This window comes from Pseudomonas sp. BC42, assembly GCF_021560055.1.
Classification (GTDB): Bacteria; Pseudomonadota; Gammaproteobacteria; order Pseudomonadales; family Pseudomonadaceae; genus Aquipseudomonas.
Map to the genome: position 1 here is coordinate 4098724 of NZ_CP091067.1, position 22812 is coordinate 4121535.

Consider the following 22812-nt stretch of genomic DNA (forward strand, 5'->3'; position numbering starts at 1 on the left):
GTACAACCCCGGGCCCACAAGGGACTTGGCAGGTAGACGTCGAAAAAAATCTCGGCACAGCCCGCCGGCCACCAGCAACCAGGGCAGAAAGCCCCTAAGATACGCCCCCGCCTCCCCCTCCCTTTGGAAAGGACCCCGTCCATGCACCGTTTCTATCGTTTCTGCCTGCTTGGCGCCGTATGGCTGTCGACCTTCGCGGCCAGCGCCGCGCCAGGGGACCCGGCCCTGGTCGAGGGGATTTCCGCCAAGGTCCAGGCCCGGCAAGACTGGCAAGCCCAGGCCAGGCAATGCCCCAGCGACAACATGCCGGCCAGGACCGCGACACGGGCCACGCAGGCCAACCGCTGCGAAACCCCGGAGCAGCTGGGCGCCTGCCTGCAGCGCTGCGAAGCCGGCGACGGCAACGATTGCTACTGGCTGGCCACCACCCTGCAACAGGCCAAAGGCCCCGCCGCAGGCTATGAACCGCTGTACCAGCGCGCCTGCAGCCTGGGGCTGGTTTCCGGGTGTACCAACCGCGCCGCCGGCATGCTCACCGCCGACGCCGACAACCAGGCCACCCGGCACTGTGCGGTGCAGACTTTCAACAAGGCCTGTGAGCTGAATGATCCCTGGGCCTGCACCATGTACGGCTTCCACCTGAGCCGGGGCATCGGCGTAGCGCCCGACGCCGACCTGGCGCTGAAGGTGCTGGATAAATCCTGCAAGTACGGCCCCGCCGACCCGGCCTGCAGCGGCGCTCGCCAGTTGCAGGAAGAAATCCGCGAGGCCATTCGCGCGGCGCGGCCCTGACAGCGTTCGGGGGATGCTTTCGCCGGCCAGCCGGCTGCTGCGCAACGCGTGCCGGCGAACCCTCCCTCAAAAGTACTTCAGCCACCCCAGGTCGCGACGCCGTGCCTTGAGCCGGGCAAAGGCCCGCACCGGCGGGTAGAGCAGCACCGCCAACAGCGGCGTGATCAGCCACAGCCAGCCCAGCGAGTCGAAGCCGAAGTAGGCCCCCTGGTTGCGCCCCAGCAGCGCCACGGCCAGCAGGTACAGGCCCTTGAGCACATACAGGTGCAGCAGGTAGAAGAACATCGGCGCGCCGCCAAACACCCCGAGCAGCGCGACCCAGCGGCGTGCCTGGCAGCGCTCCAGGGCGCGCAGCACCAGCAACCCCACACCCAGGGTCAGGGCGATGAACAGCAGCGACGGTGGGTACTTGGTGATGTTGAAAAAGCTCATCAGCGTTTGCAGGCCGCTGTCGCCACTGCCCCAGGGCCGCTCGCCATAACCATTGAGCAGGCGCAGCAGGACAAACCCCGCCAGCGCCGCCAGCCCGCCCAGCAGCAACCGCCGCTGACGCCGCGCGCTATCGGCCTCGGCGGCAAACCACGGCCCCAGCCCATAGCCCAGGCCAATCACGCCGATCCACGGCAACAGCGGATAGGAGGTGCGCACGCGCAAGGCATCGCCGAACTCGATCCAGCCCCGGTCGTGCAGGATCGCCCAAGGCACGTGCAGCGCCTCGCCCGCGGCGAAATGCACGCCATCGAGCAGGTTGTGCCCGCCGATCAGCAACAGGCTCAGTACCAGCAGCACCGCGCGCGGCAACCACAGCAGCGCCGACAGCGCCAGCATGCTCAGGCCGATGACCCAGATCACCTGCAGGTAGATCACGCTCGGCGGCACCTGCCCGGTCCAGGCGAAGTTCACCAGGGTCAGTTCCAGCAGCACCAGGAACAAGCCGCGCTTGAACAGGAAGGCACTGGCCTCGGCCCGATTGCCGTGCTTGTGGGCGAACAGGCTGGCCGAGAGCCCGGTCAGCAGCACGAAGACCGGCGCACACAGGTGCGCCAGGGTGCGGCTGAAAAACAGCCCGGGCTCGGTGGTGGCCACGTCCATGGGATCGCTGACCTGCCGGTGCAGGAAGAAGGTTTCGCGGACGTGGTCCAGGAGCATGAACAGCATCACCAGGCCGCGCAGCGCGTCGATGCTCAACAAGCGCGCGCCGAGGCGCACGGGAGGATGGGCTGAAGAAGTCATAGGGAGGGATCGCAGCGTCAGGTTCAGAGAGTGGGCGTCAGCTTGGCTAAGCGGGACAATCGGCCGTTACTTTATAACATCAACGATTGATCCGAAACCTTGTCCGCAACCGCTGCTGCGGGCACGACACGCTCAAGACCGCGGGCGAGCCGACGCCAGCCGCGGCCAGTGGGCCTAGCCTCAGGCGCGTGGCCCGCTCCCGGGCAGGCTCGCCGGCGCGGCAGCGACCTGGGGGTTGCGCTTGAGCCGCTGGCGCAGCCACTCGTAGCCGCTGACCGTGACGATGCCCGCCAGCACCAGCAGCGCGCCAACGATGAAGTTGGCCTCCAGGGGTTCATGCAGCAGCCAGACGCCGAAGCCGATGCCGAACAGCGGGGTCATGAACGACAGCACCCCGAGCCGCGAGGCCTGGTAGCGACGCAACAGGGTGAACCAGATCAGGAAGCTGGCAAACGACACCACCAGCACCTGGAACCCCAGGCTGGCGATCACCAGCGGGGTGAAACGGATACTGGTCTGGCCGAACAGCAACGCCGCCAGGCCGAGCCAGACAAAAGCCCCCAGCAGCTGATATTGCAGGGTCCGGGTGGTGGGGCTGGAGGCCAGCCGCGAACAGCGCACCACCACCGTGGTGGCGCCCCAGGCAACCCCGCCGAGCACCCCGAGAAAATCCCCCAGCAGCACATGGCTGCCGCCGCCGTGGCCGGCCGGGGATGGACCGCTGAAGGCCACGACGATGCCGCCAAAGGCCACGCCAATACCCAGCCATTGCGCGGGCTTGAGGCGCTCGGAAGGCATCAGCCAGTGCAGCCCGAGGGCGGCGAAGATCGGCGCGGTGTAGAGGAAGATCGCCATGTGCGAGGCCGTGGTGTGACGCAGGCCCTCGCCCACCAGAAGAAACTCCAGGGCAAACAGCCCGCCCACCAGCAGGCCCGGGCGCCAGTGACCATCGCCCAGCCCCAGGCGTTCGCCGCGCCAGCGCATCAGCAGGCCCACCAGCAACGCGGCGCCGCCGGAGCGCAGGGCGATCTGCAGGATCGGCGCGATGTCCGCGGCGGTGGCCTTGAGCGCCACCTGCTGCAGGCCCCAGATCGCGCACAGGCCGAGCATCAGGCCAGCGGCGGTGGCGTCCAGGGGTTGGCGAGTGGCCATGGCGAATCCTTCATCGAGCAAAAGTGATGAAGGATTGTCCGCCTGACAGTTTTCCTAGATATAGTTCTATTCCGCCAGCTCATAACACTTATCCGCCAACCGGTGCCCGCCGTGAACAAAGCTGCGCAACAACTGCACCTGCCGCCGTTCAGCGAAGCCCTGCCGGCGCCGATCTTCTTTCGTGCGGCCAACCTGCCGGCCCATGCCACCTACCCGCGCCACCGCCACCCCTGGGGCGAGTTCGTCTATGCCTACAGCGGGGTGATGGAAATCGAGCTGGGCGACCACCATTACCTGGCGCCGCCGCAGTACGGCATCTGGCTGCCACCGAATGTCGAGCACATGGGCTTCAACCGCCACGAGGCCTGCCACTGCTCGCTGTACCTGGCGCCCGAGCTGTGCACCGCCCTGCCCGCCCGACACTGCGCCCTGAGCCTCAGCCCGCTGGTCCTGGCCTTGCTCGACGACCTGCGCCAGGCGCCGCCGGGGCTGCCCCAGAGCGCCGAACAACAGCGCCTGCTGCAAGTGCTGGTGGACAAGCTGGGGCACGCCTCCTGCGCCGGCAGCTACCTGCCCTCTTCCGACGACCCGTTGCTGGGACCGGTGCTGCGTACCCTCAAGGCCAACCCCGGCGACCCGCGCTCATTGCCGCAACTGGCCCACGCCGCCAACACCAGCGAACGCACGCTGATGCGCCGCAGCCAGCGCGAGCTGGGCATGTCGCTGATCGAGTGGCGCCAGCGGCTCAAGGTGGTGCAGGCCCTGGCCCTGCTGGAACAGGGCCAGACCGTGGAAAGCATCGGCCTGGACCTGGGCTACAGCAGCGCCTCGGCCTTCATCAGCATGTTCCGGCGCATGATGGGCACCACCCCGGACGAATACCGTCGCCAGTGCATGGGCCGCGACTGACCCCGGACAGCCGCCTATTGATGCTGGACCTGCACCATGGAACTGACCTGCACCTGCGCGTGCATCTGTTCCGCCCCGCCGCCGCGGCGCATGCCGCGCACCGGGCAGGCATCCAGGTAATCCAGGCCCACCGCCAGTTTCAGGTGGCGCTCGGGGCGGGTCAGGCGGTTGGTCACGTCGAAGCTGTACCAGCCGTCGTCGAGCCAGGCTTCGGCCCAGGCATGACTGGCCAGATGGCTGGCGTCCTCGGTGCACAGGTAGCCGGACACATAGCGCGCGGGAATCCCCAGGCTGCGGGCGCAGGCCAGGAACGCGTGGGTATGGTCCTGGCAGACCCCGGCGCCGCCGGCAAAGGCCTGGGCGGCGGTACTGCCGACCCCGGTGGCGCCGGGACGGTAAGGCATGTGCTCGGCCAGGGCGTGCATCAGCTCGGTCAGCGCGGCGCGGTCGCGGCCTGCGCCGCAGTGCTGCCGGGCAAAGTCGCAGAGGGCCGCGTCGGCCGCGCTCAAGTGGCTTGTGCGCAGGAACGGCAGCGGCGACTGGCTGTCGCCTTCCACCTCGCGACTCTCGTCGATCTGCACTTCGCCGAAGGCGGTGAGGATGATCGCCCCGTGGGGCTCGTCGAGGGTCATGACGTGCAGGATGTTGCCGTAGGGATCGCGCTGGGCGCGGACCCGGCGTGGCAGTTCCAGCTGCCACTGCAGGACCTGCTGGCGCTGGCTGTCCTGGGGCGTCAGGCGCAGGAACTGGATGCTGGTGCAGACTTCGTCGGCGTAGCTGTAGGTCGTGTCGTGGCGAATGGACAGTTTCATACCACCTCCAGATAGGATTCGTGCACGGTCTGCCCCAGGTGACGGATCTGCCCGATGCAATCGGTCAGCCACTGGTGCAGGCCGGAGTCGAGAATCTCGTCGATCCCGGTGTAGCGCAGGCGCGCATTGAGTTCGGCGGCCAGGCGCTGGGCCGGGCGGCCGTTGTCCCCCGGCAAGGTGGCCAGGAGCTGGTCCAGCTCCTCGACACAGGCCAGCAGGGAGCGCGGCACATCGGCGCGCAGCAGCAACATCTCGGACACCTGCTCGGCCCCCGGGGCATTGCGGTAGATCTCGTTGAACGCCTCGAACGACGACAGGGCGCGGAGCAAGGCGCTCCACTGGTAGTAGCCCCGGGCCGAATCGTCGCTGACCTCCTCGGACTCCTCGCCGAACATTTCGTAGCGCGCATCCAGCAGGCGCAGGGTGTTGTCGGCGCGCTCGATGAAGGTCCCAAGGCGAATGAAACGGTAGGCATCGTTGCGCATGATGGTGCCGGCAGTGGCGCCGCGGAACAGGTGCGAACGCTCCTTGACCCAGTCACAGAACTGGCTGATGCCGTAGCGCCCCAGGCCGTTGGCGGCGATGTTGCGCATCTCCAGCCAGGTGGCGTTCATGTTCTCCCACATGTCGGCGGTGATCCGCCCGCGCACCGCGTGAGCATTGCTGCGCGCCGCCCGCAGGCAGCAGTAGATGCTGCCGGGGTTGGTTTCGTCGAGGGCAAAGAAGTGCAGCATGCGCTCGCTGTTGAGTTCACCGTAGCGCTGGTTGTAGTCGTCCAGGGTGCCGGCGGCGAGCAGCGACATGGACAGTTCGGCATGGCCGTCGCCACGCCCAGCCTGGGGCATCAGCGACAGCGAGTAACTGACTTCGAGCATGCGCGCCAGGTTCTCGGCACGCTCCAGGTAGCGGGACATCCAGTACAGGTCCGCAGCGGTTCTTGAGAGCATGGTTCAGTCCTCCACTACCCAGGTGTCTTTGGTGCCGCCGCCCTGGGACGAGTTCACCACCAGCGAGCCCTCGCGCAGGGCGACGCGGGTCAGGCCGCCGGGCACCAGGCGGGTTTCCCGGCCGGACAGGACGAACGGCCGCAGGTCGATGTGCCGCGGCGCGATGCCGTTTTCGACGAAGGTCGGACAGGTGGACAGCGACAGGGTCGGCTGGGCGATGTAGGCCTCGGGACGGGCCTTGAGCCGGGTGCGGAATTCCTCGATCTGGGCCGCGGTGGCCGCCGGGCCCACGAGCATGCCGTAGCCGCCGGAACCCTGGGTTTCCTTGACCACCAGATCCGGCAGGTTGGCCAGCACATGGGACAGTTCGGCGGGGTTGCGGCACTGCCAGGTGGGCACGTTCTTGAGGATCGGCTCCTCGCTCAGGTAGAAGCGGATCATCTCGTCCACGTAGGGGTAGATCGATTTGTCGTCGGCGACCCCGGTGCCCACGGCGTTGGCCAGCACCACATTGCCGCAGCGGTAGGCGGCGATCAGCCCGGGCACGCCGAGCATGGAGTCGGGGTTGAACGACAGCGGATCGAGAAAGGCGTCGTCCAGCCGGCGATAGATCACATCCACCGCCTGGGCCCCGGCCGTGGTGCGCATGAACACCCGGTCGTCACGCACGAACAGGTCGGCCCCTTCCACCAGTTCCACGCCCATCTCCCGGGCCAGGAACGCATGTTCGAAATAGGCGCTGTTGAAGCGTCCCGGGGTCAGCACCACCACCGTGGGATTGTCCAGGGGGCTGGCGCTTTTCAGGGTTTCGAGCAGCAGGTTGGGGTAATGGTCGATGGGCGCGATGCGCTGGGCGGCGAACAGCTCGGGAAACAGGCGCATCATCATCTTGCGGTCTTCGAGCATGTAGCTCACGCCGCTGGGGGTGCGCAGGTTGTCTTCCAGCACGTAGTAGCTGCCGTCGCCGTCGCGCACCAGGTCCACCCCGGCGATATGGGCGTAGATGCCGCGGTGCAGGTTCAGGCCCTGCATGGCCACCTGATAGCCCTCGTTGGCCAGCACCTGTTCGGCGGGAATGATGCCCTCCTTGATGATCCGCTGGCCCTGATAGATATCGGCCAGGAACAGGTTCAGCGCCTGGACCCGCTGCACGCAGCCGCGTTCCACGGTGCGCCACTCGCTGGCCTTGATGCTGCGGGGAATGATGTCGAAGGGAATCAGGCGCTCGGTGCCCTGCTCGTCGCCGTACAGGGTGAACGTGATGCCGGCGCGATGGAACAGCAGATCGGCTTCGCGCCGCCGCTGGTCCAGAAGCTCCAGGGGGGTGTCCGCCAGCCAACGGGCGAACGCTGCGTAATGGGGTCGACACGTGCCGCTGGCAGCGTACATTTCATCGAAAAAAGCGCGGGACATAGCCAACTCCTTGCCGTGATGCAAACGGCTTCTTATCTGAACCCTGTGTGTACCTAACCCGGCTTTGCCCTGGCAGGGAGCAGCGCTCCCTGACCGTGAAAACACCTCCTGAGTGCTGTGCGGGGCGGCCCTTGCCGCCCTGGTAAGACAGCGGTAGCAATCGCTATGCCGCAAATGCGCAAACGGCGGGCAAAGCGCCGCCCCAGGCCATAAATGCACTCAATGCGACATTTAATTTCATAAAAGTGACTTGTCCGCCCTGAGCAGGCCGGCCTTGAACCTGTTCAAGACCGATCGGGCGGCACCAGGGGTGACGGATGCGGGCAGAATCGGTGCAGAAAGCCCGACAGCGGAATTTTTTGCCCCGTTATCGGGAGTTTTTCACCCAGTGCTGCTCACAGCGGCCAGTAGCGCCCCCTGAGCAATGACTGTAGCTGCACCAATGAGGTTCACAGACAAAAATCGGCACGGCGCAGCCGGGCCTCAGGAGCGCGCTGCCACCTTGGCCAGAATCACCGCCACCGCCTGCTCCGGCGACAGCCGCGAGCTGTCCAGGCGCAGGGGCGGCGAAGCCCAGGCCTGATACTCGTGGCTCTGCACCGACTGCCAGTCGGGCGCTTGCAGGCCCGGCACATCCAGCTGCCGGGTTTCGACCCGCCGGCGATGCTCCAGCGGATCGCTGCAGAACACCTCGATGTCCAGCAGCTCGACGCCCAGCCTGTCCGCCAGCCGACGCCAGGCTTGACGGCTTTCGGCCAGCGGATTGACGCAGTCCGCCAGCACGCGGTTGCCCAGGGCCAGATTGGCCTCGGCCAGTTGCAGGGCGATCTGGTAGCCGCCCTTGCCCACCTCGGGCAGGCCGGCGTCGCGCAGGCCCTGCTCGATGCTGTCGATGCGCAGGTAGGTGGCGCCCAGGTGCGGCACCAGGGTACGGGCGATGGTGGTCTTGCCGGAGCCCGGCAAGCCGCTGAAGACGATAAGCATGCAAGCACCTGCCTGAATCAAGGGACCCACAGCTTCGACACAAAGGCCGTCCGCGTCCAGCGCCGTTTCCACAGGCGCCAGCCGGCAGCCTCAGGGCGTCTGTTGCGACACCGACACCGGCGCCCTGCGCGGCCAGGCCAGCAACTGGGCTTGCGCCATCGGCCGGGCATACCAGTAGCCCTGGCCCAGCAGGCAGCCCATTTCCAGCAGCAGGCGCCGTTCGAGCTGGGTTTCCACCCCTTCCACCACCAGGCACATCTCCAGGCTGCTGGCCAACGCCAGGGACGCCCCCACCACCGCACGGCAGCGCGGCTGACGCACCAGTTCGCGGACGAAATGCGCGTCGAGCTTGATCTGGTTGAACGGCAGCTCGCACAGGCGCTGCAAGGAGGAATAGCCGGCGCCGAAGTCGTCGATGGCCAGGTTGCACTTCATCATGCGCAGACGCACCAGGTTCTCCAGGCTGATGGCCGGAGCCTGCACCAGGCCGACCTCGGTGATTTCAAAGCTCAGCAAATGCGGCGGCACCTGGTGCCGTTCGATGGCCTGGCGGATATGCCCGACAATGTCGCTGCTGGCCAGTTGCCGGGGCATCAGGTTGAACGCCAGCTCCAGCTCCTCTCCCTGATCCAGCAGCCGGCGCTGCAACGCCATGCTCTGGTCGAGCTGCTGATGAAACACCCGGTCCAGCAGGCCTTCGGCCTCCAGTTCAGCGAGAAACGCCGCCGGCGCCAGCACGCCGCGCTGCGGATGAAGCCAGCGCACCAGCACCTCGGCACCACTGCAGGTGGCCTGTTGCAGATCGAACTTGGGCTGGTAGTAGGACACGAACTGCCCCTGCTCCACGCCCCGGAGCAGCTCTTCGCGATTCACCGGCTCGAAGTGCCGGGGCGGCGGCGCGGGCAGCGGTGACTGGTGGCGCTGTTGATAGAGTTCGAGCATCGCCTGCAGGGCCGCCAGTTCCGCCGGCTTGCCCACATCACCCAGCACGATCAGCCCCTGCAGGCTGATCATCTGCAACACCGCGCGCCGCAGGTCGGGTTCGATCAGGCTGTAGAGAATCACCGCCCGCACCAATTGTTCCGCGCTGGCCCGGCGCAGGAATTCCAGGCCGTCCATGCCCGCCATCTGCAGGTCGCAGAGAACGATGTCCGCCGCGCCGCGTGCGCGCAACAGCTCCAGGGCACCGGTTCCGTCGGACGCCGCCAGGGGAGCCACCACCCCCAGGCGCTGCAACTGCTCCAGGACCAGCAACTGCTGCACTGGATGATCTTCCAGAACCAATATCTTCAGGGTATTCAAGCGCGGCTCCAGGCTCAGCGGCGACGACCGGGGTGCTGCCGATGGTGCGGCCGCCGGCACCATTCAGGCCACCCGGCGGCCTGCCCACGGGAAACGTACGGATAGCAACAAGCGTATCGCTAACCGCAAGCCGGTCAAGGCGCCGACCAGACCTTCGGTCCGCCCGTATCAGCGCGCTTGCCCGAGCCTGCGCAACCCGGGAAAATAGCCGCGTTTGCCGCCGTTCCTTGATCTATATTTACGTCCAGCATTGGCGCTCAGCTGTTGTCCGGCTGATGACGCAGCCTGCCGCTTCCCTCTTCGATCCACCCTTGTGCCGTTCCTCGATCAGGAGCCCCGATGCTTCGTTTTATCCTGCCCATGCTGATGGCGCTGACATGCCTGCCGGCCATGAGCGACACCACGCCCCTTTTGCAGTTGCTCAATTATGAATCCCCCCATCACCACCAACTGTCCCTGACCAGCGATGACTGGCAATGGCTGCGCAACAAGCGCGAACTGGTGCTGGGCACCGCACAGCAAAACCTGCCGCCTTTGGAAATGGTCAACGAAGCCAAGGAGTACGAAGGCGTTACCGCCGACTACATCGGCCTGCTGGCCGACGCTCTGGGGGTGAAGATCAGCATCCGCGCCTATGAAACCCGCGAGCAGGTGTTCAATGCCCTGGCCAGGGGCGAGATCGACTTGATGGGCAGCGTCACCCAGGACGAGGCGCGGCAACGGCAACTGCTGCTCAGCCAGAGCTATCTGGTCAATCGCCCGACCCTGGTCGCCCGCCAAGGCGACTCGCCGTCGCTCAAGGGCGGCTTGCAGGGACGCCGCCTGGCCATCTCCCAGGACACCATCAGCCTGCCCTCGGCCCAGGCGATGTACCCCCAGGCGCGGATCGAAACCTATGGCACTGCGGATGCGGCCATGGCCGCCGTGGCCTTCGGCGATGCCGACGTGCTGCTCAGCGATGCCGTCTCGGCGCAGTTCCTGATCTCGCGCAACTACAGCGACTACCTGCGGATCATCTACAGCGGCCCGGCCAGCATCTCCGGCTTCGCCTTCGCGGTGAACCCGGACAACCGGCAACTGCAGCATTTGCTCGACGCTGCCCTGCGCGCGATCCACAGGGAGCAGGACATCAGCATCCGCAATCGCTGGGGCGACCGCCTGCTGCTGAGCATGGAAAAAACCAGCCTCACCCCCGAGGAACAGCGCTGGATCGAAAAGAACCCGGTGGTGCGCATCGGCATCCACCGCTACCTGCCGCCGATGTCCTACTTCGACGCCGACGGCAATTACCTGGGGATTACCGCCGACCTGCTGGCGATGCTGGAGGCCAAGACCGGGCTGACCTTCGAAATCACCACGCTGCCCAGCTTCAAGGACCTCAACGACGCCGTGCGCGAGGGCCGGGTGCAGATGGTCGCCGATCGGGCCCGCAACCCCGAGCGCGAAACCTACCTGCGATTCTCCCGCCCCTACCTGGTCGGGCCCTACATGCTGATCACCCGCGACGCCGCCGACGCGCCGAAAAGCCTGGAAGACATGGCCGGCAAGACCCTGCTGATCGGCAGCGGTCACGCCCTGGTGGCCCTGCTGCGCCAGCGCTACCCACAGATCCGCATCAAGGAAGTGCAGACCAACTTCGAAGCCCTGTCCCTGCTTCGGGACCACAAGGCCGACGCCGCCGTGCAGGCGGAAATCGCCGTCAGCTTCAACCTGCCGCGAATCAGGGAAGACCAGCTCAAGGTCCGCTCGGCCCTCAACCTGCCCCTGCTCAACGAGTCCCTTGCGGTGCGCCGCGACCAGCCGGAACTGTTCAGCATCATCGACAAGTCCCTGCGCAGCATTTCTCCGGACGCCATCACCGAGCTCAACAATCGCTGGCGCTCCAAGGCGGCCGTCGCGCCCCCTTCCTGGCGCGACTATCGCTCGACCCTCTACCTGGCCGGCGCCGCGTCGATCGTGCTGCTGCTGATTGCCCTGGCCTGGGGCTACGCCATGCGCCGCCAGGTCAGCCAGCGCGAACGGGCCGAGCATGCCCTCAACGACCAGTTGCGCTTCATGGACGCGCTGATCAACGGCACGCCCAACCCGATCTACGTGCGCGACCGTGAACGGCGCCTGGTGATCTGCAACGACAGCTACCTCAAGACCATGGGCACCGATCGCCAGAGCGTGCTGGGCAGCAACCTCGAACAGCTGGCGGTGCCCGAAGCCGGGCTGTTCGCCACCGACTTCCAGAGCATCCTCGATGGCGGCCCGCCGCTGCTGATCGACCGCACGGTGCACATCCGCGGCCAGCAGATGCAGATCTACCACTGGATGCTGCCCTACCGCGATGCCCAGGGCGAAATCCTCGGCATCATCGGCGGCTGGCTGGACATCAGCGAACGCCAGCAACTGTTGAGTGAACTGACCCAGGCCAAGAACGACGCCGACAAGGCCAACCGGGCCAAGACCACCTTCCTGGCCACCATGAGCCACGAGATCCGCACCCCCATGAGCGCGGTGATCGGCATGCTCGAACTGGCCCTCAAGCGCGCCGACCAGGGGCAGCTCGACCGCCCTTCGATCGAGGTGGCCTACAGTTCGGCCCTGGGCCTGCTGGAACTGATCGGCGACATCCTGGACATCGCCCGGATCGAAAGCGGGCGCCTGAGCCTGAGCCCCGAGCGGGCCAATCTGCGGGACCTGGTGGAATCGGTGTTCCGGGTCTTCGATGGCCTGGCCCGACAGAAGGGCCTGCGCCTGGAACTGGACCTGGACGGCGGCGCCAGCGGCGACGTGCTGGTCGACCCGCTGCGCTTCAAGCAGATCCTCTCGAACCTGGTGAGCAACGCCATCAAGTTCACCGAGCGCGGCACCGTGCAGATCCGCCTGCAGGCCGAGCGCGACGACCCGCAGACCCTGCCCCTGCTGCTGACGGTCCGGGACACCGGCATCGGCATCGAACCCGAGGACCAGCAACTGCTGTTCCAGCCCTTCAGCCAGGTGCCCGGACAGCATCAGAACGCCCGTTCGGGCACCGGCCTGGGGCTGGTGATCTGCCGCACCCTGTGCGAGATGATGGGCGGCCAGTTGAGCCTGCAAAGCCAGCCCGGGGTCGGCACCCTGGCCCGGGTCCAGCTGCAGTTGAGCCGACTCGAGCCGCTGCCGGATACCCCGCCGCCGCTGACGCCGGACACCCAGCCGCTGGCCGCCAGGGCCGCGCTGCACATCCTGGTGGTGGACGACAGCCAGGCCAACCGCCAACTGCTCTGCGAACAACTGCGCTTTCTCGACTACAGCCTGAGCCAGGCGCAAAACGGCGCCGACGCCTACAAGCTGTGGCTGCGGGAAACCTTCGATGTGGTGATCACCGACTGCAACATGCCGGTGATGAACGGCTACGACCTGACCCGGCAGATTCGCCTTGCCGAGCAGATCCAGGGACGGCCGCCGGTGCAGATCTTCGGATTCACCGCCAATGTCCAACCCGAAGAACAGCAACGCTGCCTGGACGCCGGCATGAACGGCTGCATCTTCAAGCCCATCGCCCTGCCCGAACTGGATCGGCGCCTGCGCCAGTTGCAGGCCCTGCCGCGCACCCAGCTGAAAAGCACCAGCCAGCGTTTCGACATCCAGCAACTGGACCACCTCACCGGCGGCAACCCCGCCTCCATCCAGCGAGTGCTCAAGGGCCTGCAGCAGAGCAACCGGCAGGACCTGAAACAGATCCGCGAACAGCTCGCCGGTTCCGACAGCAAGGGGGTGGCCGATCTGGCCCACCGCATCCATGGCGCGGCGCGGATCATCAAGGCCCAGGCCCTGATCGATGAATGCGAATACCTGGAAAAGGCCTGCCGCGAAGGCGCCAATGCCGATCAGATCAAGGCGGCCTTGACGCGCTTGGAGCAGGCCATGCTCGGGCTCGACGGCGACCTGCTGGAGGCCCTGGAACCCGATTGAACGGCCCATGCGGCGCCCGGGCGAGCCCCGGCCGCCGCATCCTCATGGGGCTCAGCCCCCCAGTTGCTGCAGCTCCCGGCTGGCCGAGGCCGACAGTGGCCGCGACGGCTGGATCAGCGGCATGCCAAAACGCTTGCTGATGTAGCGTCCGCCGGTGCCGGTCAGGGTCAGGGCACGGCTGTCCAGGTCGCGGATCAGCCATTTGCGCTCCAGCAATACCCGCAGCACGGCAGCGCCCAGGGCGCCCCCCAGGTGCGGACGGCGCATGCTCCAGTCCAGGCACGAGCAGGCAACGCGCCGACGCAGGGCGCGAAGCTCGGCCACCTCGATGCCCAGGCCGCGGAAGAACTCAACGCCGCTGTCGCTGACCTGGTACTCCTCGCCCTCCCCGGCCGCCAGCAACCAGCCGGCTTCGAGCATCCGGTCGTGCAGCTGCACCCCCAGGGTGCCCGCCAGGTGGTCGTAGCAGGTGCGGGCGAACTGCAGGCGGTCCGGGGTGCGTGGGGTGAAGGTGCTGCCCTGGCCGATCACCATCAGCGCCTCCAGGGCCTGGGCCACCAGGGGATCGCCCAGGTCGTAGTATCGGTGCCGCCCCTGGACCTGCACCCGAAGCAAACCGGCGTCCTTGAGCTTGGCCAGGTGGGCGCTGGCGGTGGAGGTACTGACCTGGGCGATTGCCGCCAGTTCGGTGCTGGTGCGGGCGTGGCCGTCCATCAGGGCACAGAGCATCCGGGTCCGGGCCGGCTCGGCGATGGCCGCCGCCACGTTGGATAGCCCAAGGTCGTTCTGCACTACATTCATATTTCGCTCCATGACGAATCGTGTCTTCGAAAGGCAGAGGATAGTAGCAACCTGGATATCTGCCCAACAAAGAGAAAAATCATGGACCCGATCAGCGCCGCTACCCATTTCGACCCCTACGACTTTTACTACGCCCGCCTGCGTGCCCGGGGCGGCCTGACCTACGATTCGGCCCTCGGACTGTGGGTGGCCAGCAGTGCCGCGGCGGTCGCCGCGGTGCTCAACCACCCGGCCTGCCGGGTCCGACCGCTGCAGGAGCCGGTGCCCCGGGCCATCGCCGGACGGCCCGCCGGGCAAGTGTTTGCCCGCCTGATGCGCATGAACGACGGCCCGCGCCACGGCTGTCCGCGACAGGCCATGGCCCCTGGGCTGCAGGCACTGGGCGGGATCGACCTGATGCCCTGGCTGGCCCAATGGCGCCCGGCCCTTCGCGCCCCGCAGTGCGCCGCCGACCTGCAACGCTGGCAGTGGTGCCTGCCGGTGGCCCTGCTGGCAGCCCTGCTGGGGGTGCCCGCCGCGCAATGCGAAGAACTGGCCCGACGCACCGGCGAGTTCGTCGCCTGCTTCTCGCCCCTGAGCACGGAACCACAGTTGCAGGCCGCCGACTCGGCGGCGCAAGCCTTGCTCCGACAGATGCAGGCCGTGCTCGACAACCCGCAACCCGGCCCGCTGCTGAGAACGATCCTTGAGCGCAGCAACGGGCTGGCCCCCGAGGACCTGCAGGCCAACCTGGTGGGCCTGCTGGCGCAAACCCACGACGCCTGCGCCGGGCTGCTCGGCAACAGCCTGCTGGCCTTGCTGGCGGACCCGGCCCTGGCCCGGCGCCTGCAGCACGACCCCCGGCAGTTGCAGGACTGGCTGCTGCAACTGCAGCGCCTGGACCCGCCGGTGCAGAACACCCGCCGCTTCGTGGCCGAGCCTTGCACCCTGCTCGGTGTCGACCTGCAAGCCGGGGATAGCGTGCTGGTGCTGCTGGCCGCGGCCAACCACGACCCGGCCCTGTGCGCGATCACCGGCAGCGATCCGGCGCAGCAAGGCTTCAGCTTCGGCGCCGGCGCCCACCGCTGCCCGGGGCGGGACCTGGCCTTGAACATCGTCCACAGCCTGCTGCGCACCCTGCTGCAACCACCGGGCCTGGACGCGCTGGCCCTGCAGTGGCAGTACCGGGCCTCGGTCAATGGCCGCCTGCCCCAGTTCAGCGACGCACCGGGCAGCCGGCCAAGGGACTGGCAGCAAGCGGACGCTTGAGGTAAAAAGTGCCCCCTCTGCCGACGCCGCTATTGGAAAAAGGAAGGATCATGCTGTTTGTGGTGATGCTCGGGGGCAAGCACCCCAAAGCGACAATCGAAGTCCACGACGTCCAATTCGTGGTCGCCGACCGCCTTGAGTCGGCCTACGCGCAACTGCGCGAGGCCTGGTTCGGCAGCCCGGCGGGCCTGCATATCGATTCGTGGATGCAGGTCGACGGCGTCGATGAATACAAGGTCGAGTTCAGCCCCCTGGCCCCCGGGCCGGGCGCGCCGCGCCTGTACTTCCTCAACCTGGGCGGCTACGAGGCGGCAACCTTCGGCGAGGCCCACCGCTACCTGCTGGTGGTGGCCAGAGACAAGACCGAAGCCAAGGCCAAGGGCAAGCGGCAGATGCTGGCCCACTGGCACAAATCCCACACCGACGCCCTGCTCGACGTCGACGACTGCCTGCCGATCGACCTGCTGCAAGGGCGCTATGTGCACCTGGTGCCAGGGCCGCACCAGGGCATCGAACAACGCAACGACTACATCATCCTCAACTGACGTCATGCCGGCCGGTCAGCGCTGCCCGGGGCCCGGTAGTGCACGCCTAGATCGCTGATATCCGTGACCTGGCTCAGCAGGAATGTGCGCAACCGGGCAATGCGCTCCTGGCTCGGGCTGTCGCGCAGCCACACCAGGTAGTAGCCGTCTCCTGACGCCACCGCGCTGGGGAACGGCAGGCTGATCCGCCCGCCGCGTATGTCCTGCGCCACCAGGTGCAGGTCACCGATCGACAGACCGTGCCCGGCCATGGCGGCGCTGATCGCCTGGTCCAGGGTGTCGAAGACCGTGCCGCGCTCCAGCCGCAGCGGCTCCAGCAGTGCCCGCTCCTCAAGCGCCTGGGCCTGCAGCCAGCGGCGCCAGTCGCGGCGGTCCGCCGACGGGTGGATCAGTTCCGCGTCCCTGAGCCGCTCAAGGGGCCAGGGCGCGCCGTCCGCAGCCTGCGGCGGGCCGATGGGAATCAACCACTCATCGAACAGCTTGCAGGCCTCGACCCCGTCGCCGAAGTGGCCGTTGCCCAGCAGAATCGCGCAGTCGTAGGGCTCGGCGTAGAAGTCCACGTGATCGAAATCCATCCACACACTGGCCAGTTGCACCGCCAGCTCCGGCTGCTCGCCCTTGAGCGTCTGCAGAACCCGCAGCAGCCAGCGCATGGTCAGGGTCGAGGGCGCCTTGAGACGCAACTGGCCGCGACTGGCCCGCAGCGGCAGGCAGGCATCCTCGATGATCCGGAAACCGACCTTGAGCTCCCGGGCCAGGCGCTCCCCGGCCTCGGTGAGCTGCAGCCGCGGGCCGTGGCGCTGGAACAGACGGCAACCGAACTGGCTTTCCAGGGTACGGATATGCCGGCTGATGGCGCTCTGGGTCAGGGACAGCGCCTCGGCGGCACGGGTGAAGGAGCAGGAACGGGCGGCCACTTCAAAGGCACGCAAGGCGTAGAGCGGCGGCAGGGGCTCGACCATCGACAGGCACTCATGATGATAAAAAATCATAGTAGCTCACAGCTTTTTGCGTTTTTCAACGCCGGGCAAAGGCGCCAAGCTGCGCGCTCTCGAATTGAGCAGGAGGCCTGCACCGTGGATCTTAACCTGTCGTTATTGTTGGCCTATGCCCTCAGCGTGCTGATGCTGGTGGCCACCCCGGGACCGGTGGTGGCGCTGATTGTCACCACCAGCCTGCACGCCGGACCGCGCCAGGCGCTGCTCACCGCCCTGGGCACCCATGCCGCCTCATTGCTCCTGGCGCTGCTGGCGGTGCTGATGCTGACCACCGGCCTGGCGCTGGATCCGCGCCTGATCAGCGGGTTCAGCCTGCTGGGTTGCGGCTTTATCGGCTGGCTGGCGTTGCAAGGCCTGCGGGAGGCCGCAGGCCCGCAAACTGCAGCGGCCACAGCGCCGACCGCCCCGGGCCGGCGCGGCCTGGCCAATGGGTTCCTGCTGGGCATCAGCAACCCCAAGGACATCATTTTCTTTGTCTCGTTCTTCCCCCAGTTCATCCAGGTCAGTCGCTCCTTCGAGCGCAGCGCGCTGCTGCTGACGCTGGTCTGGGTGGTGATCGACTTTGCCGTGCTGGGGGCCTATATCCTGATGGCGCGCCAGGGGTTCTCACTCAAGTACAAGCGCCAGGTGACCGGCCTGTCGAGCCTGATGCTGCTGGCGGTGGCCGTGGTGGGACTGGTGTATTCGGTGCTGGAACTGTACCGCTGAGGCGCCCGGCCCGCGGCCTCGGAGGCTACGCAGTTCGAAGGGCAAGTGCGCCAGCCCGGACACCGCGGCCAGGCGTTCATCACGGGTGTCGAGCAACACCGCCGCGCTGGAGTTGATCAGCGCATGGGACCTGCGGGCAATCAGCAGCGCGCCGATCATTCCCATCACCGGGTCGAGCCCGACCCAGCCCCGGTAGCGCCCGCCCAGCAGCGCGACAATGGCCAGCACCGAGGTCAGGGCCTCGGCAAAGGCCACCGTGGTGGGCTGCAACAGCCGCACCAGCGACTCGCCAGCAATCCCCAGGGTTGCCCCCCCCCCGGCAGCCGCCGAATGAGCGGACGCCACAGAAAAAACTGCTCTGCAGCCGATAGCGTGGATTAACATAGCCCCGTGCCATCAACCCTCAGGACTCCCCCTTCCATGCTGTCCAGAATCTCATGATTGCTGTCTGGTCCCTGCTGTGCCTGACCCTGTTGCTGGCCCTGCTGACACTGTGGTTGCTGCGCCGTGAGCGCCGCGCCCAGGCCCAGTTGCGGGCCTATCGCCAACGGGTCGAGGGCCTGCCCGACGATGCCGAGCGCTTCAAGCGCAGCCAGTACTTCGCACGCATCGGCACCTGGGACTGGGAAGTCGACACCCAGCGCCTGTACTGGTCGGAAGCCATCTACGGCATGTTCGGCTTCAAGGTCGGCGAAGTGGTGCCCTCCTACGAACTGTTCTGCTCCTGTGTGCACCCCGAGGACCGGGAACGGGTGCGCGCCGGCGAATTGCGCTGCCTGGAAACCGGCGAGAACCATGACGAGGAATACCGCGTGGTGTGGCCCGACGGCAGCATCCACTGGCTGCGCGAGACCGGCAACGTGGTGAAGAACGTGCACGACACCACCATCAAGATGCTCGGCGTGGTGCGCGACATCACCGATGAAAAGGTTTCCACCCGCCAGCTGCAGCAACTGGCCCACTTCGATCCGCTGACCGGCCTGCCCAATCGCCTGATGCTGGAACAGCGCCTGTCCCGGGCCCTGGAGCAGGCGCGGCACAATCAGACCCGGGTGGCCCTGGTGTTCGTCGACCTCAACGGCTTCAAGGCCATCAACGACCAGTACGGCCACGCCGCCGGGGACCGGGTGCTGAGCGCCACGGCCCAGCGCCTGCAAGGCATCCTGCGCAGCAGCGACACCGTGGCGCGGATCGGCGGTGACGAATTCGTGGTGATTCTGGAGGGACTGTCCCCGGGGCTCGACCTGACGGAAGAAGCCCGGCGCATCGGCGAAAAGATCTTCAGCCAGCTATCGCCCCCGGTGGAGGTGGACAGCCAGCGCCACAGCATCGGCAGCAGCCTGGGGGTGGCGGTGTTTCCCGACCATGCCGGGCGCATGGACCAGTTGCTGCACATCGCCGACCTGGCGATGTACGAAGCCAAGCGCAGCGGCAACAACCAGTACCGCCTGGGGCAGTGATACCCACCAACCCGGCCTAGGCGTCGGCGTCGAGCAGGCGCTCGCGCAAAAACACCAGGGCCGCCTGGAACAGCGGGTGCCATTGGGCCGACGGCGGGCTGGCCAGGGGGTGCCAGAAGAATTCGAAGTGATGGCCGCCGTCATCCGCGGTGAAGTGAGTCCAGCTCTCGGGCAGCGGCGCCGGCACCCGGCACTCATGGAAAGCCCACACCTGGCCGGCAAACCCCGAGTGCCAGAGGCCAAGAAAACGGCTTTCCTCGGCCTCGACGCCCGCTTCTTCCGCCAGCTCGCGGACCGCCGCAGCGGCCGTCGACTCTCCCGCCTCCACCGTGCCCTTGACCAGTTGCAGGCCGGCCAGCGGATGGCGAAAGGCCAAGACCTCAAGCTCGGTGGTGTAGCGCAGCAGCACCGGGCAAGCCTTGTTGGCGGGTGTCGAGGGTGCGGCTGAGGTGTGCGCCGGCCCCTCAGTCGTCACGGGTCAGCACTTCGAGCAACTCGATCTCGAAGATCAGGTTCGAGTTGGGCGGGATCGCGCCCATGCTGCGCTCGCCGTACCCCAGGTGCGCCGGCACCAGCAGCTTGCGCTTGCCGCCCACCTGCATGCCCATCAGGCCCTGGTCCCACCCCTTGATCACCCGCCCGGTGCCGATCACGCACTGGAACGGCTTGCCGCGATCGTAGGAGGAATCGAAGCTGCTGCCGTCCTCCAGAAAGCCCCGGTACTGGGTGGTGATCAAAGCGCCCTTGACCACCGCCTTGCCGTCGCCCAGCTGGATATCGATCACCTGTAATTGGTCACTCATGCTTCACTCCCGTTCAAACATTGCCCCGACACGGGACCGCGGCGCGCTTTTTCGCAGAATTGCCGCGCCTTGGCAATCACTGCAGCGCCCCCGGCCCGGGCTGCAGCTGAATGCGCGTGTCGGTGCCGAGCAGCATTTCGCCGAGCGCCGCCCGGACCTCCTCGACGCTGGCCAGCCCGGCGTCCCAGCTGATGTCCAGGCCGGGCAGGCCCCGGCACCAGTCCAGGGTGCTGGAGAACTGCAGGGTCAAGCGCCCCGGGGCCAATTGCAGCTGCTCGATGCCGCCATAGCCGGCCACGCCCTGCCCGCCCAGCTCGACGTAATAGGTGTCCATGCCCAGTTGCCGATCCTGCTCGTCGAAGCATTCGGCACGCTGCAACAGCAGGTAGTGCTCGGGCTGCTGCCCATCGTCGGCAAAACCCAGGATCTGCACGTCGTCCTCGGTATAGGCACTGTAGGTGTTGGCATGAAATTTCAAGTTCATCGGTCCTTGCTCCCTGGCGCGGTCACTGGCGCAACAGCCCGCTTTCATAATCCAGCCAATCCTGGTCAACGCACGCCTGCAGGTACTCCAGCACGCTGTCCAACGGCACCGAGGCCGGTACGTTGACCGCGAAGAAGGCCTGGCTCATGCCCTCCCAGCGACAACCCAGGGCGTTGATCCGCTCCAGCACCTCCGGGATCCGCTCCCGGCCGGCCTTGAAGAACACCACGCGCAAGGTGCTGTTGCCACTGCTGCGCCCCACCTGCCTGAACCATTTCAGGCCATCGGCCTCGACCTGGACGGCCACCTCGTCGTCATAACAGACGTCCTGGGAATAGAAAGGAAGATTGGCGATCCGGTACAGGCCGTCCGGCTGCTGCTCAGCCCAGACCCCTTCGCTGGCAACCGGTGGGTAATCGTCGACCACCGTCAACCTGAGCATGATCTTGTCCATCGCCTGTCCCTGGTTCATCGAATGAAAGGCGCCCCCTCGACCTTGAAGCCGGAGCGCCGCGCGCTTTTTCGCAGAATTGCCGGCCCGGGGCAATCCCTGATTGGCTACTTGAGCAAAGCGCTGTCACGGCCCGGGACGTTTCCGTTACCATGGCCGCCCCCACGCCTCACCCCGATAAGGACATCCCATGGCCACCGCCGATATCGTCGCCCTGGTGCTGCTCGCCGTTCTGGCGCTGTACCTGGTCAGTCTCTACAACCGTCTGACGACCCGGCGCAATCGCCTGCGCAATGCCTTCGCCCAGATCGAAGTGCAACTCAAGCGCCGCTACGACCTGATCCCCAACCTGCTGGAAACCGTCAAGGGCTACCTGCAGCACGAGCGCCAGACCCTGACCGCCCTGGCCGAGGCCCGCAACAGCGCCCGGGACAGCCTGCAAGCGGCCGCCGCGCAACCCGGCGATAGCGCGCGCATTGCCCGCCTGGGCCAGGACCAGGGTGCCCTGGACCAGGTCCTCGACCGCCTGCACCTGAGCCTGGAGGCCTACCCGGAACTCAAGGCCTCGCAGAACATGGCGCAGCTCAGCGAAGAACTGACCAGCACCGAGAACAAGGTCGCCTACGCGCGCCAGGCCTTCAACGACGCCGTGACCGACTACAACCTGTGCAAGCAGCAAGTGCCGGCGCTGTTTTTCGCCGGGCTGTTCGGCCATCGCGCCGATGCCGCGCTGCTGCAATTCGCCGACAGCGCGCAGATCCAGGACGCCAGCAAAGTGTCGTTCCAATAACCCCGCCGCCTGCCCCCGGAAGCTTGCATGAAGTTCTTTCAACACCAGGCCCGTGCCCGGCGCCACACCCTCAAACTGCTGTTGTTGATGACCCTGGCGGTGACCACCCTGGTCAGCCTCAGCAGCCTGGGGCTGGGCCTGTTATGGCGCGAGCTGAGCCAGGAGTACGGCCAGCCCAAGGTGCTGAACTGGGCCGTGGTCGCGGTCATAGCACTGCTCATGCTGCTGGTGGTGGTGCTGGGCAGTTGGTACAAGACCTGGCGCCTGCGGGCCGGCGGCAAGGTGATCGCCGAGCACCTGGGCGGACGCCTGATCAACGACTCGCCTCGGGGTAGCGAAGAACAGCGCCTGCTCAATATCGTCGAGGAAATGGCCCTGGCCTCCGGCGCCACCCTGCCGGCGGTGTATGTACTGCCGGAAGACGCGATCAATGCCTTCGCCGCCGGGCTGACCCCGGAGCAGGCGGTGCTCGGAATCACCCGTGGCGCCCTCGTCCATCTGGACCGCGACGAATTGCAGGGCTTGGTCGCCCATGAGTTCAGCCACATTTACAACGGTGACATGCGCCTCAACACCCGGCTGCTGGCGGTGATCCACGGCCTGCTGGTGTTCAGCCTGGCGGGCATCGCGGTGCTGCGCCAGGCTGAAAAGCAGCACCTGGGCAGCGACCGCCACCGTTTCTTCTGGCAGATCGTGTTTGCCGTGCTGGGCCTGGCCCTGCTGATCTTCGGCTCCCTGGGCAGCCTGCTGGGCAACCTGATCAAGGCCGCCATCTGCCGCCAGCGCGAGTTTCTCGCCGACGCCTCGGCGGTGCAGTTCACCCGCAACCCCCAGGGCATTGCCGGGGCCCTGAAAAAGATCGGCGGCAGCAGCGCCGGCTCACGCCTGCGAGCCTTCGCCGCCGCCCAGTACAGCCACCTGTATTTCCATCAGGGGGTGAAACTGCGCCTGGAACGCCTGTTCGCCACCCACCCGCCGCTGGCCGCACGCATCCAGCGCCTGGACCCGCAGTGGGATGGGCGCTTCAAGCCGTTGTAG

At 66.8% G+C, this 22812-nt stretch carries 22 protein-coding genes and 1 pseudogene; 9 read left to right on the forward strand and 14 right to left on the reverse strand.

The features are described from left to right. The first annotated feature begins 141 nt into the window (after positions 1-141). On the forward strand, positions 142-792 hold the full coding sequence (locus L1O02_RS18210; RefSeq protein WP_060843303.1) for a sel1 repeat family protein: 651 nt from the start codon (positions 142-144) through the stop codon (positions 790-792). A gap of 66 nt (positions 793-858) precedes the next feature. On the opposite strand, the gene L1O02_RS18215 is transcribed toward L1O02_RS18210, so the two are convergent. Together L1O02_RS18215 and L1O02_RS18220 are read right to left on the reverse strand one after the other, a co-directional pair. Next, entirely contained in the window at positions 859-2025 is a 1167-nt protein-coding gene (locus L1O02_RS18215; protein WP_108543084.1) for a heparan-alpha-glucosaminide N-acetyltransferase domain-containing protein, read from the reverse strand. A gap of 180 nt (positions 2026-2205) precedes the next feature. Next, the gene (locus L1O02_RS18220; protein ID WP_108543082.1) at positions 2206-3177 is read right to left on the reverse strand and encodes a DMT family transporter; all 972 of its coding nucleotides are present in this window, start codon (positions 3175-3177) and stop codon (positions 2206-2208) included. Positions 3178-3288: 111 nt separating this feature from the next. On the opposite strand from L1O02_RS18220, the gene L1O02_RS18225 reads away from it, so the two are divergent. Beyond that, the gene (locus L1O02_RS18225) at positions 3289-4086 is read left to right on the forward strand and encodes a helix-turn-helix transcriptional regulator (protein ID WP_108543080.1); all 798 of its coding nucleotides are present in this window, start codon (positions 3289-3291) and stop codon (positions 4084-4086) included. Positions 4087-4100: 14 nt separating this feature from the next. Here the strand turns inward: L1O02_RS18225 and L1O02_RS18230 are convergent, their stop codons facing one another. The 5 genes from L1O02_RS18230 to L1O02_RS18250 all read right to left on the reverse strand — a co-directional run bounded on the left by L1O02_RS18230 (position 4101) and on the right by L1O02_RS18250 (position 9544). Continuing rightward, positions 4101-4898, reverse strand: coding sequence for a transglutaminase family protein (locus L1O02_RS18230; protein ID WP_060838837.1), 798 nt, complete (start codon positions 4896-4898; stop codon positions 4101-4103). Further along, entirely contained in the window at positions 4895-5845 is a 951-nt protein-coding gene (locus L1O02_RS18235) for an alpha-E domain-containing protein (RefSeq protein WP_060838836.1), read from the reverse strand. The genes L1O02_RS18230 and L1O02_RS18235 overlap by 4 nt, the downstream gene beginning before the upstream one ends. Before the next feature lie 3 nt (positions 5846-5848). Continuing rightward, complete coding sequence (locus L1O02_RS18240; protein WP_060843301.1) at positions 5849-7258, reverse strand: circularly permuted type 2 ATP-grasp protein; 1410 nt, start codon at positions 7256-7258, stop codon at positions 5849-5851. Between the two features lie 483 nt (positions 7259-7741). Beyond that, positions 7742-8242, reverse strand: coding sequence for an AAA family ATPase (locus tag L1O02_RS18245; RefSeq protein ID WP_060838834.1), 501 nt, complete (start codon positions 8240-8242; stop codon positions 7742-7744). A gap of 90 nt (positions 8243-8332) precedes the next feature. After that, entirely contained in the window at positions 8333-9544 is a 1212-nt protein-coding gene (locus tag L1O02_RS18250; RefSeq protein ID WP_060843300.1) for an EAL domain-containing response regulator, read from the reverse strand. A gap of 339 nt (positions 9545-9883) precedes the next feature. Here L1O02_RS18250 and L1O02_RS18255 point away from each other — a divergent pair, with 339 nt between their 5' ends. Beyond that, positions 9884-13486: a transporter substrate-binding domain-containing protein gene (locus tag L1O02_RS18255; protein ID WP_060838832.1), complete on the forward strand. Its 3603-nt coding sequence runs from the start codon at positions 9884-9886 to the stop codon at positions 13484-13486. A gap of 51 nt (positions 13487-13537) precedes the next feature. On the opposite strand, the gene L1O02_RS18260 is transcribed toward L1O02_RS18255, so the two are convergent. After that, positions 13538-14287, reverse strand: coding sequence for a metalloregulator ArsR/SmtB family transcription factor (locus L1O02_RS18260; RefSeq protein WP_060838831.1), 750 nt, complete (start codon positions 14285-14287; stop codon positions 13538-13540). 81 nt (positions 14288-14368) lie between these two features. On the opposite strand from L1O02_RS18260, the gene L1O02_RS18265 reads away from it, so the two are divergent. Together L1O02_RS18265 and L1O02_RS18270 are read left to right on the forward strand one after the other, a co-directional pair. Next, positions 14369-15535, forward strand: a complete 1167-nt coding sequence (locus L1O02_RS18265) for a cytochrome P450 (protein ID WP_108543074.1) — start codon at positions 14369-14371, stop codon at positions 15533-15535. 50 nt (positions 15536-15585) lie between these two features. Further along, entirely contained in the window at positions 15586-16080 is a 495-nt protein-coding gene (locus L1O02_RS18270; RefSeq protein ID WP_108543072.1) for a DUF1543 domain-containing protein, read from the forward strand. 2 nt (positions 16081-16082) lie between these two features. Here L1O02_RS18270 and L1O02_RS18275 read toward each other — a convergent pair whose 3' ends face one another. After that, positions 16083-17042 carry a LysR substrate-binding domain-containing protein gene (locus L1O02_RS18275; protein WP_148655002.1) on the reverse strand — a complete coding sequence of 320 codons (960 nt, stop codon included), beginning with the start codon at positions 17040-17042 and terminating at the stop codon, positions 16083-16085. A gap of 162 nt (positions 17043-17204) precedes the next feature. Between L1O02_RS18275 and L1O02_RS18280 the strand changes: the two genes are divergently transcribed. Beyond that, a complete protein-coding gene (locus L1O02_RS18280) occupies positions 17205-17786 on the forward strand; it encodes a LysE family transporter (RefSeq protein ID WP_181321565.1) in 582 nt (193 codons plus the stop codon). Here L1O02_RS18280 and L1O02_RS18285 read toward each other — a convergent pair. Beyond that, positions 17685-18089: pseudogene (locus L1O02_RS18285) on the reverse strand (hypothetical protein); the annotation flags it as partial. The gene L1O02_RS18280 and the pseudogene L1O02_RS18285 overlap by 102 nt on opposite strands. 134 nt (positions 18090-18223) lie before the next feature. On the opposite strand from L1O02_RS18285, the gene L1O02_RS18290 reads away from it, so the two are divergent. Next, positions 18224-19246 carry a sensor domain-containing diguanylate cyclase gene (locus L1O02_RS18290; protein WP_060843295.1) on the forward strand — a complete coding sequence of 341 codons (1023 nt, stop codon included), beginning with the start codon at positions 18224-18226 and terminating at the stop codon, positions 19244-19246. A gap of 16 nt (positions 19247-19262) precedes the next feature. Here the strand turns inward: L1O02_RS18290 and L1O02_RS18295 are convergent, their stop codons facing one another. From L1O02_RS18295 to L1O02_RS18310, 4 genes are all read right to left on the reverse strand, one after another. Beyond that, positions 19263-19721, reverse strand: coding sequence for an NUDIX domain-containing protein (locus L1O02_RS18295; RefSeq protein ID WP_108543066.1), 459 nt, complete (start codon positions 19719-19721; stop codon positions 19263-19265). Further along, positions 19711-20049 carry an FKBP-type peptidyl-prolyl cis-trans isomerase gene (locus L1O02_RS18300; protein WP_060843293.1) on the reverse strand — a complete coding sequence of 113 codons (339 nt, stop codon included), beginning with the start codon at positions 20047-20049 and terminating at the stop codon, positions 19711-19713. The genes L1O02_RS18295 and L1O02_RS18300 overlap by 11 nt, the downstream gene beginning before the upstream one ends. Positions 20050-20125: 76 nt before the next feature. Then, positions 20126-20533, reverse strand: coding sequence for an Imm10 family immunity protein (locus L1O02_RS18305; RefSeq protein ID WP_108543064.1), 408 nt, complete (start codon positions 20531-20533; stop codon positions 20126-20128). Between the two features lie 22 nt (positions 20534-20555). Further along, on the reverse strand, positions 20556-20975 hold the full coding sequence (locus L1O02_RS18310) for a DUF4265 domain-containing protein (RefSeq protein ID WP_231979029.1): 420 nt from the start codon (positions 20973-20975) through the stop codon (positions 20556-20558). A 199-nt stretch (positions 20976-21174) separates the two neighbouring features. On the opposite strand from L1O02_RS18310, the gene L1O02_RS18315 reads away from it, so the two are divergent. Together L1O02_RS18315 and L1O02_RS18320 are read left to right on the forward strand one after the other, a co-directional pair. Next, on the forward strand, positions 21175-21774 hold the full coding sequence (locus tag L1O02_RS18315) for a LemA family protein (RefSeq protein ID WP_060838821.1): 600 nt from the start codon (positions 21175-21177) through the stop codon (positions 21772-21774). Positions 21775-21801: 27 nt separating this feature from the next. Beyond that, positions 21802-22812: a M48 family metallopeptidase gene (locus L1O02_RS18320; RefSeq protein ID WP_108543062.1), complete on the forward strand. Its 1011-nt coding sequence runs from the start codon at positions 21802-21804 to the stop codon at positions 22810-22812.